This window comes from Frigidibacter oleivorans, assembly GCF_003993775.1.
GTDB lineage: Bacteria > Pseudomonadota > Alphaproteobacteria > Rhodobacterales > Rhodobacteraceae > Frigidibacter > Frigidibacter oleivorans.
Map to the genome: position 1 here is coordinate 26,073 of NZ_RJRZ01000017.1, position 15,585 is coordinate 41,657.

Here is a 15,585-nt window from a genome sequence, read left to right on the forward strand (position 1 = left end):
GACGCGCCCGCCCCGCCTGCCTAGACCGCGACGCGAAGGAGACGCGATGCCCGACCTGTTCGCCTATACCGACGGTGCCTGTTCCGGCAATCCCGGCCCCGGGGGCTGGGGCGTGCTGCTTCTGGCGCGCGAGGGCGAGGCGGTGGTGAAGGAACGCAGCCTGTCGGGCGGCGAGGCGCTGACCACCAACAACCGGATGGAACTGCTGGCGGCGATTTCCGCGCTGGAGGCGCTGTCGCGCGCCTCGGACGTGACCGTCGTCACCGACTCGGCCTATGTGAAGAACGGCGTCACCGGCTGGATCCACGGCTGGAAGCGGAACGGCTGGCGCACCTCGGACGGCAAGCCGGTGAAGAATGTCGACCTGTGGCAGCGGCTCGACGCGGCGCAGGCCCGGCACCGGGTGACGTGGCGCTGGATCAAGGGCCATGCGGGGCACGCGGAAAACGAACGCGCCGACGAACTGGCCCGCGCCGGCATGGCGCCCTTCAAGCCGGCGAAGGCGAAGGCCGCGCGGGGATGAGCCCGCAGGCGCTGGCCATGACGCTGGACCATGCCGCGGTGCTGGTCTTCGCGCTGACCGGCGCGCTGGTGGCGAGCCGGTCGCAGCTCGACCTCGTGGGCTTCGTGTTCATGGCGGCGCTGACGGCGGTGGGTGGCGGCACGCTGCGCGACCTGATCCTCGGCCGCGATCCGGTGTTCTGGGTGGCCGCGCCGCAATTCGTGCTGATCGCGGCGGCGGCTGCGGTGCTGGTGTTCTTTACCGCGCATCTGCTGGAAAGCCGCTACCGGGTGCTCCTGTGGCTCGATGCCTGCGCGCTGGCGGTGGCGGTGCCGGCCGGGGTGGCGGTGGCGGCGGATCTGGGCCACGGGCCGGTGATCGTGGCGCTGTGCGGCGTCGTCACCGGCAGCTTCGGCGGGCTGATGCGCGACGTGGTCGCGAACGAGGTGCCGCTGGTGCTGAAACAGGGCGAGCTCTATCTGTCCGCCGCGCTCGGCGGGGCGCTGGCGGCGCTGGCGCTTGCCGCGCTCGGCCTGCCGCAGATCGCGGCATTGTCGGCCTGCGGGATCGTCACCTTCGGCCTGCGCGCGGGAAGCCTGCGCTTCGGCTGGCGGCTGCCGGTCTACCGCCCGCGCCCGCCGCGCCACAAGCCGGGCGCCTGACCCGCCCCGTGCCTCTACCAGCTTCTTGTCGGCGCAAATATCCTCCGCGGGTGCGGGGGTGGAAAACCCCCGCTGCGCCGGCGCCGCTATCGCGCCGCCACGGGCGTGCCCCAATGCTGCGCCGCCAGCAGCGCGGCGCAGGCCAGCACGATCCAGCCGCCGGGCCGGGTGATCAGCCAGAAGCCCGCCCGGACCAGCCGCCAGAACAGGAAGGCTGCGAGCATCGCGGCCAGACCCCACAGCAGGGTTCGGATCAGGCTCACCGCCGGCGGCCCCGGCCCTGCCACAGCCAGATCAGCAGCAGCGCGCCCGCCACCGCGCCCAGAAGGACCGCGATCCAGCCCAGCACCGCAGCCACCACCCGCAGCAGCAGCCCGCCCAGCACGGCGCCGACGATCCCCAGCCCGACGGTCAGTAGCGGATCCTCGCCGATGCGCAGCATCCGCGCCGCCAGATAGCCGGCCGCCGCGCCGATGATGATGAGGGTCAGAATGCCCAAGCCAGACCTCCTGCAAGAATTGCCGCGATCATGCGCCGAAGCGGGCGGGAAGGGAATCCCTCAGCCCAGCCTCCCGGGCAGCACCAGCCCGCGCAGCACCTCGGCCGCCGGCATCGGCCGCTTGCCCTCGCGCTGCGCCTCGGTCACCTCGACGGCGCCGGTGCCGCAGGCGATGGTGAAGCCGTCCAGTACCTGACCCGGCGCGCCCTGCCCCGCGGCGACGCGGGACCGCAGCAGCTTCACCCGCTCGCCGGCCACCTCGCACCAGGCGCCGGGAAAGGGCGACAGGCCGCGGATCAGCCGGTCCACCCGGTCTGCCGGCTGCGTCCAGTCGATCCGCGCCTCGGCCTTGTCGATCTTCGCGGCATAGGTCACGCCGTCCTCGGGCTGCGGCTCGGCCCGCAGGTCGGCCAGCCGGTCCAGCGCCGTCACGATCAGCCGCGCCCCCGTGGCCGCCAGCCGGTCATGCAGGTCGCCGGTCGTGTCCCCGGCCGCGATCGGCATCGCCTCGCGCAGCAGCACCGGCCCGGTATCCAGCCCTGCCTCCATCCGCATGATGCAGATGCCGGTCTCCGCGTCCCCCGCCATGATCGCCCGGTGGATCGGCGCGGCCCCGCGCCAGCGCGGCAGTAGCGAGGCATGGATGTTGAGGCACCCCTGCCGCGGCGCGTCCAGCACCGGCTGCGGCAGGATCAGCCCGTAGGCCACCACCACCGCCACATCGGCATCCAGCGCGGCAAAGTCGGCCTGCGCCTCGGCCCCCTTCAGCGACAGGGGGTGGCGCACCGGCAGGCCCATCGCCTCGGCCGCCGCCTGCACCGGCGAGGGGCGGTCCTTCTTGCCCCGCCCCGCCGGGCGCGGCGGCTGGCAATAGACGCAGGCGATCTCGTGCCCCGCCGCGGCCAGCGCCTGCAGTACCGGCACCGAGAAGGCGGGCGTGCCCATGAACACCACCCGCATCAGCGCCGTCCCAGCTTCTGCGCCTTGGCGACCAGCATCTTGCGGCGCAGCGGCGTCAGGTGATCGACATAGAGCCGGCCGTTCAGATGGTCGATCTGGTGCTGGACGCTGGTGGCCCACAGTCCGACGAAATCGCGGTCCTCGACCTCGCCCGCCTCGTTCAGGTATCGCACCGTCACCGCGCGGGGCCGTTCGATCACCGCCGACACGCCCGGCAGGTTGGGCGAGGCTTCCTCGTGCCGGCGCAGCTGCACCGAGGCGTGCAGCACCTCGGGATTGGCCATCCGCACCGCCTGCCCGCGCTTGTCCGAGGCATCGACCACGGCCAGCCGCATCAGGATGCCGATCTGCGGCGCGGCCAGGCCCACCCCCGGCATCGCGTCCATCGTCTCGACCATGTCGTCCCAGATCATCCGGACGGTTTCGGTCACCGCGGCCACCGGTTCGGCGGGCTGGTGCAGCCGACGGTCGGCATAGGGCAGGAAGGGCCGGACGGTCATGCGCGCGCCCTCATGCGCCATGCGCCGCCCGCGCCGCCAGCTCCTTCAGCTGCGGGGCGAGGATCGTGCGGATCTCGTCGGTGGTGCGGTCGATATGCAGGATGCCGTCCAGATGGTCGAGTTCGTGCTGCACGCAGGTCGCCTCGAACCCCTCGAACTCCGCTACCGTCCAGGCCTCGTCGAGGCCCTGCCAGCGCAGCTTCACCCGGTCGGGCCGCGTCACCGGCACCATCAGGCCCGGCACCGACAGGCAGCCCTCCTCGCGCGTGGCCTCGCCTTCGGCGAACACGATCTGCGGGTTGACGATCACGCGCGGGTCGGGCGTGCCGTCCTTCCAGCCGCAATCCATCACGAACAGCCGCAGCATCGCCCCCACCTGCGGCCCGGCCAGCCCCCGGCCCGGCGCGGCATACATCGTTTCCAGCATGTCTTCGGCCAGATGGCGCAGCGCCGCGTCGAAGACCGCGACCTCGCCCGCGCGTTCGGCCAGCCGCCGGTCGGGCCATTGGACGATGGGCAGCACCGCCATCAGGCCCGCGCCATCCCGCGCTTCAGCTTTTCCATCTTGCGGGTGATCATCTGCCGCTTCAGCGGGCCCAGATAGTCGATGAACAGCTTGCCGTTCAGATGGTCGATCTCGTGCTGCACGCAGGTGGCCCACAATCCGTCGAACTGCTCTTCCTTGGTGCTGCCGTCCAGCGCGGTCCAGCGCACCCGCACCTCGGCCGGGCGCGTCACGTCGCCATATTGTTCGGGGATCGACAGGCAGCCTTCCTCATAGGTGTTCACCGCCTCCGAGGTCCAGGTGATCTCGGGGTTGACCAGCACCATCGGCTGCGGCGCGGCCCGGCTGTCCTTGACGCAATCCATCACCAGCATCCGCCGGGTCACGCCCACCTGCGGCGCGGCCAGCCCGATGCCCGGCGCGTCATACATCGTGGCCAGCATGTCGTCGGCCAGCCGGCGCAGCGTGTCGTCCACGGCGGGCACGGGGTCGCAGACCTTCTTGAGGCGCGGGTCGGGATGGATCAGGATGGGGCGCAGCGTCATGGGCCGGATGTAGGCGATGGCCCGCCTCCGCGCAACGGCCATGAAACAAGGCCGCACCCGGGCGCCGGACCCGCGCCGGCCGGCCGCGCGCACAGCAACGAAAGGCAAGACCACCTTCATGAGCTTCGACGAGATCATCGAGCGGCGCGGCACCCACTGCGCCAAATGGGACATGATGCAGCCGGTCTATGGCGTGCCGCGCGACGAGGGCATCGCGATGTGGGTGGCGGACATGGACTTCCGCCCGCCGCAGGCGGTGCAGCGGGCCGTCGAGTCGATGGCGGCGCATGGCGTCTACGGCTATTTCGGCGATGACAGCGACTATCGCGCCGCGATCTGCTGGTGGATGCAGCACCGCCACGGCTGGCAGGTCGATCCCGGCTGGATCCTGACCACGCACGGGCTGGTCAACGGCACCGGCATCTGCGTCGATGCCCTCACCGAACCGGGCGATGCGGTGATCCTGACGACGCCGGTCTACCATGCCTTCGCCCGGGTCATCCGCGCCGGCGGCCGCAGCGTCACCGAATGCCCGCTGCCGCAGGTCGACGGGCGCTATGTCCTCGATCCCTCGGGCTGGGAGCCGCTGCTGACCGGGCGGGAACGGATGCTGATCCTCTGTTCGCCGCACAATCCCGGCGGCCGGGTCTGGACCGAGGCAGAGCTGCGCGCGGTGGGCGGGTTCTGCCGGCGGCACGACCTGATCCTGGTGTCGGACGAGATCCATCACGATCTGGTCCTGCCGGGCCAGCGCCATCACGTGATGGCCAATGTCATGCCCGAGATTGCCGACCGGCTGGTGATGATGACGGCGGCGACCAAGACCTTCAACATCGCCGGCTGCCATACCGGCAACGTCATCGTGTCCGACCCCGCGCTGCGCGGACGGATCGAGGCGCGGATGGGCGCGCTCGGCATCTCGCCCAACAGCTTCGGCCTGAACATGGTGACGGCCGCCTATTCGCCCGAAGGCGCCGACTGGGTGGATGACCTGGTCGCCTATCTGGACGGCAACCGGCAGATCTTCGACGGGGGGGTGAACGCGATCCCGGGCCTGCGGTCGATGCCGCTGGAGGCGACCTATCTGGCCTGGGTGGATTTCGGCGGCACCGGCATGGCGCCGGCGGAATTCATCGAGAGGGTGCAGGGGCAGGCGCGGATCGCGGTGAACCACGGCGCGAGCTTCGGCGCGGGCGGCGACAGCTTCCTGCGGTTCAACCTCGCCACGCCCCGCCCGCTGGTCGAGGAGGCGGTCGCGCGGCTGCGCGCGGCCTTCGCCGATCTTCAGTAGGCTGTCTCGTCAGGACGCCGTCGCGGGCGGCGGCAGCAGCCCGCCCGGGGCCCGGTCGTCGCGGACGAAGTCCACCGGCGGCCGGTCTTCGGCCGGGGTCATGCTCTTGACGGTGCAGATCAGCTCGTCGCCCTCGACGGCGGTGGCAACGATCAGGCAGTTCATCAGGTGGCGCGGCCCGTCATAAAGATCGACGAAGCCGCGCAGATGCGCCGCCCCCCGCGCATCCAGCGCAAAGCCGCCCTCCCACCGGCGCAGCACCGGCCAGTGGTCGGCGCCCGCCTGGATGTGCAGCCGGCCCCGCCGGCGGCGGTCGCGGCGCCGGGCCTCTTCAAGCCAGGCCATCACATCCTTCGACAGATAGTCGCTCATCTCGCCCCCTCCCCCGTCCGCTGAGATGGGGCGCGGCGCGGAGGCTTTTCAAGCGGCGCCTTTCGCCGCAGCTGCGCGGCGTTGCCGGCGCGCCACGCCCCCCCCGCACCCCCGTGCCCGCCCGCAGGGGAACCTGCGATCCGGCCGCGATGTTCCCTCGGCACGGCCGCCTGCCTTGTGCGGCAGCGCATGGATCCTGCGCGCGGCTTCGGGTGCCGCTTCGGGCACGGATCGACCATATAGGCCACAGACACACAGGAACATGCACAGGAAACGCGGAGGCGGAGGTTCAGATGGGCCAACTCGTTCAGGGGCGCTGGTCGCCCGAATGGTACGACACCGACAGCACCGGCGGCGCCTTTCAGCGCACGACGACCACCTTCCGCAACTGGATCACCCCGGACGGCAGCCCCGGCCCCTCGGGCGAGGGCGGCTTCGCGGCCGAGGCGGGGCGCTATCACCTCTATGTCTCCTATGCCTGCCCCTGGGCGCATCGCACGCTGATCTTCCGGGCGCTGAAGGGACTGGAACCGCTGATCGACGTGTCGGTGGTCCATCCCGACATGCTGGCCGACGGCTGGACCTTCTCGACCGATTTCGACGGCGCGACCGGCGACCGGCTGTTCGGACTGCCCTTCCTGCGCGACATCTACACCCGCGCCGACCCGCAGATCTCGGGCCGGGTCACGGTGCCGGTGCTGTGGGACAAGGCGCGGGGCACCATCGTGTCGAACGAAAGCGCCGAGATCATCCGCATGTTCAACTCGGCCTTCGACGGGCTGACGGGCAACAGCGCCGATTTCCGGCCCGCCGACCTGCGGGACGAGATCGACGCGCTGAACACCCGCATCTACGACAGCGTCAACAACGGCGTCTACAAGGCGGGCTTCGCCACCCGGCAGGAACCCTATGACCGCGCGGTCCATGCCCTGTTCGACAGTCTCGACTCGCTGGAAGACCGGCTGGCCACCCGCCGCTACCTGACCGGCGACAGGGTCACCGAGGCCGACTGGCGGCTGTTCACCACGCTCGTCCGCTTCGATCCGGTCTATCACCTGCATTTCAAATGCAACCGGCGCCGGCTGATCGACTATCCGAACCTCTGGGCCTATACCCGCGACCTTTATCAGGTGCCGGGCGTGGCCGGGACGGTGCGCTTCGACCATTTCGTGCGGCACTATCATTTCAGCCACGACACGATCAATCCGAACCGGATCATCCCGATCAACCCGGTGCTGGACTTCGACGCGCCGCACGGGCGCGAGCGGCTGGCAACCTGACCCGGCCGCCTCGCGCGGCGCCGCCGGAACCCGCGGGGCCGGCGGCGAGTTGCTCTGCGGTTGTCCGGAGCATTTCATGACCCTGCCGCAGGCGCTGTCCTTCTCGATCCTCGGCGCCATGATGTTGCTCTTCATCTGGGGACGGCTCCGCTATGATCTGGTGGCGATGCTGGCGCTGCTGGCCTCGCTCGCGGCGGGAACGGTGACGCCGGAACAGGCCTTCACCGGCTTCAGCGACGACATCGTCATCATCGTCGGCAGCGCGCTGGTCGTCAGCGCGACCGTCGCCCGGTCCGGCCTGATCGAGGCGACGATCCGCTGGCTGTCGCGCAAGGTCACCCATGTGCGCTGGCAGATGGCGGTGCTGGTCGCCTCGGTCACCTTCATGTCAGCGCTGGTCAAGAATATCGGCGCGCTGGCCATGCTGATGCCCGCTGCCTTCCGCATGGCCAAACGGTCGGGCGTCTCGCCCTCGGTCTTCCTGATGCCCATGGCCTTCGGCTCGCTGCTCGGCGGGCTGATCACGATGATCGGCACCTCGCCCAACATCATCGTGTCGCGGGTGCGGGCGGACCTGACGGGCCAGCCCTTCACCATGTTCGACTACGCGCCGGTCGGGCTGGTCCTGTCGGTGCTGGGCATCCTGTTCCTGATGCTGGGCTACCGGCTGATCCCGCGCGACCGCCGCGCCGCGCCCAGCCTCGAAGAGGCGGTGGGGATCAGCGACTACAACACCGAGGCGCGGGTGCCCGAGGGCGCGAAGGCGGCGGGCGACACGGTGGGCCATCTGCTCAGCCGGGTGGATGGCGGGCTGGCCGTCACCGGCATCCTGCGCAACGACCAGCGGCGGACCGTCACCCTGCCGGAAACCGTCATCGAACCGGGCGACACGCTGCTGCTGCGCGGGGGGCCCGATGCGCTGGAACGGGCGGTCAGCGTCGGCGGCCTGGAACTCGCCCGGCAGGAGGAAGAGCCGGGCAGCAGCCGCGAGAAGGTCGGCATCATCGAGACGGTGGTGACGCCCGCCTCGCTGCTGGTCGGCCGCAGCGCCAGCACCGTCAACCTGTATCAGCGGTACGGCGTCAACGTCATCGCCATCTCGCGCGCCGGGCACCGGATGACCGAACGGCTGGGCGAGACGCGGCTGGCCGCGGGCGACGTGCTGCTGCTGCAGGGGCCGGCCGCGATCCTGCCCGAACGGATGCAGGGGCTGGGCCTGCTGCCGCTGGCCGAACGCAGCATCGGGCTGGGCAGCGTGCGCAAGGAACTGCTGCCGCTGGCGATCCTCGCTGCCGCGATGACGCTGACCGCGCTCAGCATCGTGCCGGTGGCCATCGCCTTCTTCGGCGCGGCGGTGCTGATGATGGCGACCGGCGCGATCAGCCCGCGCGACGCTTATGAAAGCGTGGAATGGCCGATCCTGGTGATGCTGGGCGCGCTGATCCCGGTCAGCCAGTCGCTGCAATCGACCGGCGGCACCGACCTGATCGGGGCATGGCTGTCGGCGGCGGCGACCGGCCTGCCGGTCTGGGGGGCGCTGGCGATGATCATGGTCGCGGCGATGGCAGTGACGCCGTTCCTGAACAACGCGGCGACCGTGCTGGTGATGGCGCCCATTGCCGCCACCTTCGCGGGCCAGCTGGGCTTCGGTGCCGATGCCTTCCTGATGGCGGTGGCGGTGGGCGCGGGCTGCGACTTCCTGACGCCCATCGGGCATCAGTGCAACACGCTGGTCATGGGGCCCGGCGGCTATCGCTTCGGCGACTACGCCCGGCTCGGCGCGCCGCTGTCGCTGCTGGTGGTGGTGGTCGGCGTGCCGCTGATCCTTGCCGTCTGGGGATAGGACGCGGCCCCATCCTCCGGCCCGCCGCCGGTCAGCATTCCGGCAGGTTGACGGCGATGCCGCCCTGCGAGGTTTCCTTGTACTTCTCGTTCATATCCCGGCCCGTGTCGCGCATCACCCGGATGCAGTTGTCCAGCGGCAGGAAATGGCTGCCATCGCCGCGCAGCGCCAGGCTGGCCGCGCTGACCGCCTTGATCGAGCCAAGCGCATTGCGCTCGATGCAGGGGACCTGCACCAGACCGGCGGCCGGATCGCAGGTCATGCCCAGGTGATGCTCGAGCGCGATCTCGGCCGCATTCTCGATCTGCGCATTCGACCCGCCCAGCACGGCGCACAGCCCCGCCGCCGCCATCGCCGAGGCCGAGCCGACCTCGCCCTGGCAGCCGACCTCGGCGCCCGAGATCGAGGCGTTGTGCTTGATGAGCCCGCCGATCGCCGCCGCGACCAGCAGATAGTCGCGGATCCCGGTCGCCGTCGCGCCGATGCAATGGTCGAGATAATAGCGCCCCACCGCCGGCACGACGCCCGCCGCCCCGTTCGTGGGCGAGGTCACGACGCGCCCGCCGGCGGCGTTTTCCTCGTTCACGGCCATGGCATAGACGCTCAGCCAGTCATTCGCCTGATGCGGCTGGTTGATGTTGCGCCCCCGCTCGCGTTCCAGCTGCTCGTGGATGGCGCGGGCGCGGCGGCGGACCTTCAGCCCGCCGGGCAGGATGCCGTCCTGCAGCAGCCCGCGCGAGATGCATCCATCCATCGCGGCCCAGATCGCGTCGAGCCGGTCGTTCAGCCGGTCGCCCAGCACTGCCTCTTCGTTGGCGCGCTTCATCTCGGCAATGCTGCGCCCCGAGGCGATGCCCATCTGCAGCATCTGCTCGGCCGTCTCGAAGGGGAACGGCACGCGGGCAGCCTGCTGGACGGGGGCGCGGCCGGCCCGGCTCGCCTCCAGCTCGGGTTTGGTGACGACGAAGCCGCCGCCGACGGAGTAGTAGGTCTGCTGGTGATAGGGTCGGCCCTCGGGGTCGAAGGCCTTCAGGATCATGCCATTCGGATGGCCCGGCAGCGCGGGGCCATAGTCGAAGACCAGATCGCGGTCCGGTCGGAAGACCAGCGTGCCCAGCCCCGCGGGGCGCACGACGCCCTGTTCGCGCACCTCGGCCTCGATCCGTGCGGCATCGTCGGGGTCCATGCGGTCCGGGGTCAGGCCGCAGAGGCCGAGGATCACCGCCCGGTCGGTCGCATGGCCCTTGCCGGTGAAGGCGAGGCTGCCGTGCAGGCTGGCAAACAGCCGGTGCGGGGTGCTGGCGCCGGGGATTTTCTCGGCCCCGCCGCGCAGATCGTCCAGAAACCGCGCGGCGGCGACCATTGGCCCCATCGTATGCGACGATGAAGGGCCGATGCCGATCTTGAAGATGTCGAAGACCGAGAGGAACATTCACGCCCCGTAGATCGGGAAGCGGTCGCAGATCGCCTTGACCTCGGCGCGGACCTCGGCCTCCAGCGCGGCATCGCCCTCGGGGGTCTGACCGAGCGCGCGCAGCACGCGCAGGATCATCTCGCCGATCTGGCGGAACTCGGCCTCGCCGAAGCCGCGGGTGGTGCCGGCCGAACTGCCGAGGCGGATGCCCGAGGTCACGAAGGGCTTTTCCGGGTCGAAGGGGATCGCGTTCTTGTTGCAGGTCAGGCCTGCACGCTCCAGCGCGATCTCGGCGGACTTGCCGGTCACGCCCAGCGGGCGCAGGTCGCACAGGACCATGTGGCAATCGGTCCCGCCCGAGACGATGCCCATGCCGCCCTGCCTCAGCGTGTCGGCAAGCGCGCGGGCATTGGCGACGACGGCCCGGGCGTAGTCCCTGAACGACGGCTGCAGCGCCTCGCCGAAGGCCACGGCCTTGGCGGCGATGACATGCATCAGCGGGCCGCCCTGGTTGCCGGGGAACACCGCCGAGTTGATCTTCTTCGCCAGATCCTCGTCATTGGTCAGGATGACGCCGCCGCGCGGGCCGCGCAGGGTCTTGTGCGTGGTCGAGGTGACGATATGGGCATGGGGCACCGGGTTGGGGTATTCGCCCGCCGCGACAAGACCGGCATAGTGGGCCATGTCCACCATCAGCCAGGCGCCCACCTCGTCGGCGATGGCGCGGAACGCCGCGAAGTCCATGTGGCGCGGATAGGCCGAGGCGCCCGCGACGATCAGCCTGGGCCGTTCCGCCAGCGCCTTCTCGCGCACCTTGTCCATGTCGATGAGATGCGTGTCCTCCTCGACCTCGTAGCTGGCGACCTCGAACCATTTGCCCGACATGGTCACCGGGGAGCCGTGGGTCAGGTGGCCGCCATGCGCCAGCGACAGGCCCATGATCTTGTCGCCCGGTTGCAGCAGCGCCAGGAACACCGCCTGGTTCGCCTGCGCGCCGGAATGGGGCTGGACGTTCGCATGGGCCGCGCCGAACAGCTGTTTCAGGCGGTCGCGGGCGATGTCCTCGACCTCGTCCACGAATTCGCAGCCGCCATAGTAACGCTTGCCGGGATAGCCCTCGGCATATTTGTTCGTCAGGACCGAGCCCTGGGCGGCCAGCACGTCGGACGAGACGATGTTTTCGGAGGCGATCAGTTCGATCTGGTCCTGCTGGCGGCCCAGTTCGCGGGCGATGGCGCCGGCGATGGCGCTGTCCGAGATCGCGTGGAGCTTGGAATCGAGCATGGGAAACCCTTTCGGTGTGGCGGGATCATCCGCGGCCGCGGGGCCGCAGCAGGAACGTTCGGCGATGTCGGCGTCGGGCAGGACCGCGGCGTCACAGCCCGGATTTCAGTTCCGCCGCGACCTTGTCGAGGATGGCGCGGACATGCGGCAGGAAGCTGCGCCAGACATCCATGCGGAAGCTGTCCGCGCCGTCGCGCCACAGGATCACGGTCGCGCTGTCGAACAGCGTCCGGGCGGCGCGGCCGGTCTGCAGCGCCTCCACATCGCGGGGGCAGCCGGCCGTCAGCGCGGTCAGCGCCTGCGGGCCGGACAGGCGCAGCGTGATCTCGCGGTCGCTGATCTCGACCAGGCTGTGGGGGGTCTGGGCATAGATGCGGGCGCCGGCATCGACCAGCGCGTCACGGCCCGACTCGGGCACCAGGACGGTCCATTCGTCCGGGCCGAGGCACAGGACCTCGGTCCCGCCCGTCATGCTGCGCTCGCCGATGCGGGCGGGCAGGGTCAGGCCCAGGGCGCCTTCCAGTGCCGCGCGGTTCTGCGGGCGCACCCGCAGCGAGAAGCGGGGCGACCAGGGCAGCTCTTCCAGCCGGAAGGGCGCGGCGTCGAAGTCGTGGCGTTGTGCGGTCATCTCGCGCTCCTCAGGCCTTCAGCCGTTCGCCGGCGGGATCGTAGAAGTTGGTCGAGGTGATCGTGGCGCGCACCGTGCCGTTCGGCATCGGGATATGCACCGTCTCGCCCATCCGGCCATGACCGCCGGCGATCACCGCCATCGCGATGGGCCGGCCGAGCGCGACCGAGTCGTAGGACGAGGTGACATGCCCCGCCATCGTCATCGGCAGCGTCTGGTTCGGGTCCAGGACGATCTGCGCGCCCTCTTGCAGCCGGGTTCCGTCCTCGGTCAGCAGGCCGACCAGCTGCTTGCGGTTCGGCGCGACGATGTCGGGACGCTGCAGCGAGCGTTTGCCGACGAAGTCCTTCTTGGCCTTGCCGATGGCCCAGTCGAGCCCCGCATCCTGCGGCGTGACCGTCCCGTCGGTATCCTGCCCGACGATGATGTAGCCCTTTTCGGCCCGCAGGACGTGCATCGTTTCCGTGCCGTAGGGGCAGATGTCATAGGGCTGGCCGGCCGCGTGGATCGCCGTCCACAGCGCGAGGCCGTGACGGGCGGGCACGTTGATCTCGAAGCCCAGCTCGCCGGTGAAGCTGATGCGGAACAGCCGTGCGGGGAAGCCCGCGACCGTGCATTGCGCGACCGACATATGCGGGAAGGCCTCGTCCGAGAGGTCCTGCCCCTCGACCAGCGGCGCCAGCACCTTGCGTGCGTTGGGGCCGTTGACGGCGACGGTCGCCCATTGCTCGGTGGTCGAGGTCAGCCAGACGTCCAGGTCGGGCCATTCCGTCTGCAGGTAATCCTCCATCATGTTCAGGACCCGCGCCGCGCCGCCGGTGGTGGTGGTGACGTGGAACAGGTCCTGCGCCAGCCGCCCGATCACGCCGTCATCGCGGATGAAACCGTCCTCGCCCAGCAGAAGGCCATAGCGGCACCGGCCCGGCGCCAGTTTCGTCCAGGGGTTGGTGTACATGCGGTTCATGAACTCGGTGGCATCCGGGCCCGCGACCTCGATCTTGCCGAGGGTCGAGGCGTCGAACATGCCGGCCGAGGCCCGCGTCATCCGGCATTCGCGCGCCACGGCGGCGTGCATGTCCTCGCCCGCCCGCGGGAAATACCACGCCCGGCGCCACAGCGAGACCGGCTCGAAAGCCGCGCCCTGCGCCTCGGCCCAGGGGTCGATGGGCGTCCTGCGCGTCAGCTCGAAGGTGGCGCCCTTGTGATAGCCCACGAAGGCGCCGAAGCTGGTGGGCGTGTAGGGCGGGCGGAAGGTGGTCAGCCCCACCTGCGGCGGTTCCTTGGCCAGCGCGTCGGCGGCGATCATCAGCCCGTTGATGTTCGACATCTTGCCCTGATCGGTCGCCATGCCGTTGGTGGTGTAGCGCTTCACATGCTCGATCGAGCGCATGCCTTCGCGCACCGCCAGGCGGATGTCCTTGGCGGTCACGTCGTTCTGGTAGTCGACGAAGGCCTTGGCCTTGCCCGCGCTGCGGTCGGTCGGCAGCTCTTTCTGGGTGACGCCGGTGCCGGGGCGGTCGCCCTCGACCCCTGCGCCGGCCGGCGTGCCGGTGCGGCCGAGCGCCTCGGCCGCGGCAAGACCGGCGCGCATGCCGTCTTCCAGCACCGGGCCATAGCCCCACAGACCGCGGCCCGCGCCGGCGATCTGGCAGGCCTCGGTCGTGCGATCGGGCAGGAAGGTGCGGTTGTCCGCATCCCAGGCCAGCGAGCCCTTGGTGTGCGAGAAGAGATGCAGCGACGGGGTCCAGCCGCCACAGATCAGCAGCACGTCGCAGGCGATCTCGCGGCCGGGGCCGACCTTGCCGTCCCGGACCGGGTTCACCCGGACGGACCTGACGCGCAGCCGGCCGGAGGTGGCGGTGGCGGTATGGCCGGCCAGCACCTCGATCCCGCGGCGGCGCGCGGCATCGACCAGATCCTGGCGCACCCGGTCGCGGGTGTCGGCGATGGCCGCGACGCGGGCGCCGGCATCGGCCAGGTCGAAGGCGGCATACCAGGCGCTGTCATGGCTGGTCACCACGGCCGCAATGTCGCCCACCTTGACGCCATAGCGGTTCAGGTAGGTCTGGGCCGCGCCGGCCAGCATGACGCCGGGACGGTCGTTGCCGTCGAAGACCAGCGGTTTTTCCAGCGCGCCCTGCGCCAGAACGACCTGCCTGGCCCGTACATGCCACATCCGCTCGCGCGGGGCGCCCTGCGGGGGCCGGTCCAGATGGTCGGCCACCCGCTCGACAAGGCCGACGAAGTTCTGGTGATAATAGCCGATCGCGGTCGTGCGGGTCATCAGCGTGACGCCGGCCGCGCGCAGCTGCGCCACCCGGTCGGCCAGCCATGCCCAGGCCCCCTGCCCGTCGATGCGGACGGAGGGATCGGACAGCAGCGAACCGCCCATCTCGGGGTTCTCGTCGACCAATACCACGCGCGCGCCGGATTTCGCCGCCACCAGCGCCGCCTGCAGGCCGGCCGCCCCGCCGCCGATCACCAGCACGTCGGTATGCAGGTTGCGGCTGGCATAGCTGTCGGGGTCGGCCTCGGTCGGGGATTTTCCCAGACCGGCAGCGGCGCGGATAAAGGGTTCGTAGACCCTGTCCCAGAAGCTGCGGGGCCACATGAAGGTCTTGTAGTAGAACCCGGCCGAGAACAGCATGTAGGCGCGGTCGTTCACCGCCCCGATGTCGAACTTCAGGGACGGCCACTTGTTCTGGCTTTCCGCCACCAGCCCCTCGCGCAGTTCCTGCACGGTGGCGCGGGTATTCGGCTCGAACCGGCCGGGGCCGCGCGAGGTGCCGATCAGGGCGTTCGGTTCCTCGGACCCGGCGGTGACCGGGCCGCGCGGGCGGTGATACTTGAACGACCGGCCCATCAGGTGGACGCCATGCGCCAGCAGCGCCGAGGCGACGGTGTCGCCGCGAAGGCCGGTATAGCTGCGGCCGTCGAAGGTGAAGCGGACGGTCCGGGCGGGATCGACCCGGCCCATGCCCGGGATGCGGTAACGGCTCATTCCGCGGCCTCCAGCGTGGCGTGTGCCGGGCGCTCTTCGCCGGCCTTGTAGGTCATCAGGAACCGGTCGCTGACGGTGTCGCGGCAGGCGTTGAAGAAGCGGCCGCAGCCATGGATATGGCGCCAGCGTTCATAATGGGGCCCGCGCGCATTGGTGCGGATGAAGAGGAAATCGCGCCATTCCTCGTCCGTCAGGGCCGAGGGATCGGCCGGGCGCGCGATATGCGCCTCGCCGGCATAGGCGAATTCGGCCTCGGGCAGGGTCTCGTCGCAATAGGGGCAATGGATCAGAAGCATGGC

General features: G+C 70.4%; 17 protein-coding genes. 5 read left to right on the plus strand and 12 right to left on the minus strand.

Annotated features, from left to right (window positions below):
• Window positions 1-46 precede the first annotated feature (46 nt).
• Window positions 47-523, plus strand: a complete 477-nt coding sequence (rnhA, locus tag EEY80_RS16690) for a ribonuclease HI (protein WP_126978452.1) — start codon at window positions 47-49, stop codon at window positions 521-523.
• Window positions 520-1,164, plus strand: coding sequence for a trimeric intracellular cation channel family protein (locus EEY80_RS16695; RefSeq protein WP_126978454.1), 645 nt, complete (start codon window positions 520-522; stop codon window positions 1,162-1,164). The genes rnhA and EEY80_RS16695 overlap by 4 nt, the downstream gene beginning before the upstream one ends.
• Before the next feature lie 86 nt (window positions 1,165-1,250).
• Here EEY80_RS16695 and EEY80_RS20170 read toward each other — a convergent pair whose 3' ends face one another.
• Genes EEY80_RS20170 through def (EEY80_RS16720) form a run of 6 tightly spaced genes read right to left on the minus strand, consistent with a single transcriptional unit; the run spans window position 1,251 to window position 4,173 of the window.
• Complete coding sequence (locus EEY80_RS20170; protein ID WP_164738287.1) at window positions 1,251-1,427, minus strand: hypothetical protein; 177 nt, start codon at window positions 1,425-1,427, stop codon at window positions 1,251-1,253.
• Entirely contained in the window at window positions 1,424-1,663 is a 240-nt protein-coding gene (locus tag EEY80_RS16700; protein WP_126978456.1) for a GlsB/YeaQ/YmgE family stress response membrane protein, read from the minus strand. Before EEY80_RS16700 ends, EEY80_RS20170 begins: the two co-directional genes overlap by 4 nt.
• A 60-nt stretch (window positions 1,664-1,723) precedes the next feature.
• Window positions 1,724-2,623: a methionyl-tRNA formyltransferase gene (gene fmt / locus EEY80_RS16705; RefSeq protein ID WP_126978458.1), complete on the minus strand. Its 900-nt coding sequence runs from the start codon at window positions 2,621-2,623 to the stop codon at window positions 1,724-1,726.
• Window positions 2,623-3,123: a peptide deformylase gene (gene def / locus EEY80_RS16710; protein WP_126978460.1), complete on the minus strand. Its 501-nt coding sequence runs from the start codon at window positions 3,121-3,123 to the stop codon at window positions 2,623-2,625. The genes fmt and def (EEY80_RS16710) overlap by 1 nt, the downstream gene beginning before the upstream one ends.
• A gap of 10 nt (window positions 3,124-3,133) precedes the next feature.
• Window positions 3,134-3,652 carry a peptide deformylase gene (gene def / locus EEY80_RS16715; protein ID WP_126978462.1) on the minus strand — a complete coding sequence of 173 codons (519 nt, stop codon included), beginning with the start codon at window positions 3,650-3,652 and terminating at the stop codon, window positions 3,134-3,136.
• Window positions 3,652-4,173, minus strand: a complete 522-nt coding sequence (gene def, locus EEY80_RS16720; protein WP_126978464.1) for a peptide deformylase — start codon at window positions 4,171-4,173, stop codon at window positions 3,652-3,654. Before def (EEY80_RS16720) ends, def (EEY80_RS16715) begins: the two co-directional genes overlap by 1 nt.
• 118 nt (window positions 4,174-4,291) lie before the next feature.
• On the opposite strand from def (EEY80_RS16720), the gene EEY80_RS16725 reads away from it, so the two are divergent.
• Complete coding sequence (locus tag EEY80_RS16725; RefSeq protein WP_126978466.1) at window positions 4,292-5,464, plus strand: MalY/PatB family protein; 1,173 nt, start codon at window positions 4,292-4,294, stop codon at window positions 5,462-5,464.
• A gap of 9 nt (window positions 5,465-5,473) precedes the next feature.
• Here the strand turns inward: EEY80_RS16725 and EEY80_RS16730 are convergent, their stop codons facing one another.
• A complete protein-coding gene (locus tag EEY80_RS16730) occupies window positions 5,474-5,836 on the minus strand; it encodes a hypothetical protein (protein ID WP_126978468.1) in 363 nt (120 codons plus the stop codon).
• Between the two features lie 293 nt (window positions 5,837-6,129).
• Between EEY80_RS16730 and EEY80_RS16735 the strand changes: the two genes are divergently transcribed.
• The gene (locus tag EEY80_RS16735) at window positions 6,130-7,116 is read left to right on the plus strand and encodes a glutathione S-transferase family protein (RefSeq protein ID WP_126978470.1); all 987 of its coding nucleotides are present in this window, start codon (window positions 6,130-6,132) and stop codon (window positions 7,114-7,116) included.
• 76 nt (window positions 7,117-7,192) lie between these two features.
• On the plus strand, window positions 7,193-8,959 hold the full coding sequence (locus tag EEY80_RS16740; protein ID WP_126978472.1) for an SLC13 family permease: 1,767 nt from the start codon (window positions 7,193-7,195) through the stop codon (window positions 8,957-8,959).
• Window positions 8,960-8,990: 31 nt separating this feature from the next.
• On the opposite strand, the gene EEY80_RS16745 is transcribed toward EEY80_RS16740, so the two are convergent.
• The 5 genes from EEY80_RS16745 to EEY80_RS16765 all read right to left on the minus strand — a co-directional run bounded on the left by EEY80_RS16745 (window position 8,991) and on the right by EEY80_RS16765 (window position 15,582).
• A complete protein-coding gene (locus EEY80_RS16745; RefSeq protein WP_126978474.1) occupies window positions 8,991-10,391 on the minus strand; it encodes an L-serine ammonia-lyase in 1,401 nt (466 codons plus the stop codon).
• Window positions 10,392-11,657 (minus strand): serine hydroxymethyltransferase, encoded by a 1,266-nt coding sequence (gene glyA / locus EEY80_RS16750; RefSeq protein ID WP_126978476.1) that lies wholly within the window; start codon window positions 11,655-11,657, stop codon window positions 10,392-10,394.
• A gap of 91 nt (window positions 11,658-11,748) precedes the next feature.
• Complete coding sequence (locus tag EEY80_RS16755) at window positions 11,749-12,285, minus strand: sarcosine oxidase subunit gamma (protein WP_126978478.1); 537 nt, start codon at window positions 12,283-12,285, stop codon at window positions 11,749-11,751.
• Window positions 12,286-12,295: 10 nt separating this feature from the next.
• Complete coding sequence (locus tag EEY80_RS16760; protein WP_126978480.1) at window positions 12,296-15,286, minus strand: sarcosine oxidase subunit alpha; 2,991 nt, start codon at window positions 15,284-15,286, stop codon at window positions 12,296-12,298.
• The gene (locus tag EEY80_RS16765) at window positions 15,283-15,582 is read right to left on the minus strand and encodes a sarcosine oxidase subunit delta (RefSeq protein ID WP_126978482.1); all 300 of its coding nucleotides are present in this window, start codon (window positions 15,580-15,582) and stop codon (window positions 15,283-15,285) included. Before EEY80_RS16765 ends, EEY80_RS16760 begins: the two co-directional genes overlap by 4 nt.
• Window positions 15,583-15,585 lie beyond the last annotated feature (3 nt).

Excerpts from the sequence above, each read along its gene's own strand:
- EEY80_RS16695 (WP_126978454.1), top strand. The coding sequence starts at position 520 with ATGAGCCCGCAGGCGCTGGCCATGACGCTGGACCATGCCGCGGTGCTG.
- EEY80_RS16745 (WP_126978474.1), bottom strand. The coding sequence starts at position 10,391 with ATGTTCCTCTCGGTCTTCGACATCTTCAAGATCGGCATCGGCCCTTCA.
- EEY80_RS16760 (WP_126978480.1), bottom strand. The coding sequence starts at position 15,286 with ATGAGCCGTTACCGCATCCCGGGCATGGGCCGGGTCGATCCCGCCCGG.
- def (WP_126978462.1), bottom strand. The coding sequence starts at position 3,652 with ATGGCGGTGCTGCCCATCGTCCAATGGCCCGACCGGCGGCTGGCCGAA.
- EEY80_RS16735 (WP_126978470.1), top strand. The coding sequence starts at position 6,130 with ATGGGCCAACTCGTTCAGGGGCGCTGGTCGCCCGAATGGTACGACACC.
- def (WP_126978464.1), bottom strand. The coding sequence starts at position 4,173 with ATGACGCTGCGCCCCATCCTGATCCATCCCGACCCGCGCCTCAAGAAG.
- EEY80_RS16725 (WP_126978466.1), top strand. The coding sequence starts at position 4,292 with ATGAGCTTCGACGAGATCATCGAGCGGCGCGGCACCCACTGCGCCAAA.
- def (WP_126978460.1), bottom strand. The coding sequence starts at position 3,123 with ATGACCGTCCGGCCCTTCCTGCCCTATGCCGACCGTCGGCTGCACCAG.
- EEY80_RS16755 (WP_126978478.1), bottom strand. The coding sequence starts at position 12,285 with ATGACCGCACAACGCCACGACTTCGACGCCGCGCCCTTCCGGCTGGAA.
- EEY80_RS16730 (WP_126978468.1), bottom strand. The coding sequence starts at position 5,836 with ATGAGCGACTATCTGTCGAAGGATGTGATGGCCTGGCTTGAAGAGGCC.
- EEY80_RS16740 (WP_126978472.1), top strand. The coding sequence starts at position 7,193 with ATGACCCTGCCGCAGGCGCTGTCCTTCTCGATCCTCGGCGCCATGATG.
- glyA (WP_126978476.1), bottom strand. The coding sequence starts at position 11,657 with ATGCTCGATTCCAAGCTCCACGCGATCTCGGACAGCGCCATCGCCGGC.
- fmt (WP_126978458.1), bottom strand. The coding sequence starts at position 2,623 with ATGCGGGTGGTGTTCATGGGCACGCCCGCCTTCTCGGTGCCGGTACTG.
- rnhA (WP_126978452.1), top strand. The coding sequence starts at position 47 with ATGCCCGACCTGTTCGCCTATACCGACGGTGCCTGTTCCGGCAATCCC.
- EEY80_RS16765 (WP_126978482.1), bottom strand. The coding sequence starts at position 15,582 with ATGCTTCTGATCCATTGCCCCTATTGCGACGAGACCCTGCCCGAGGCC.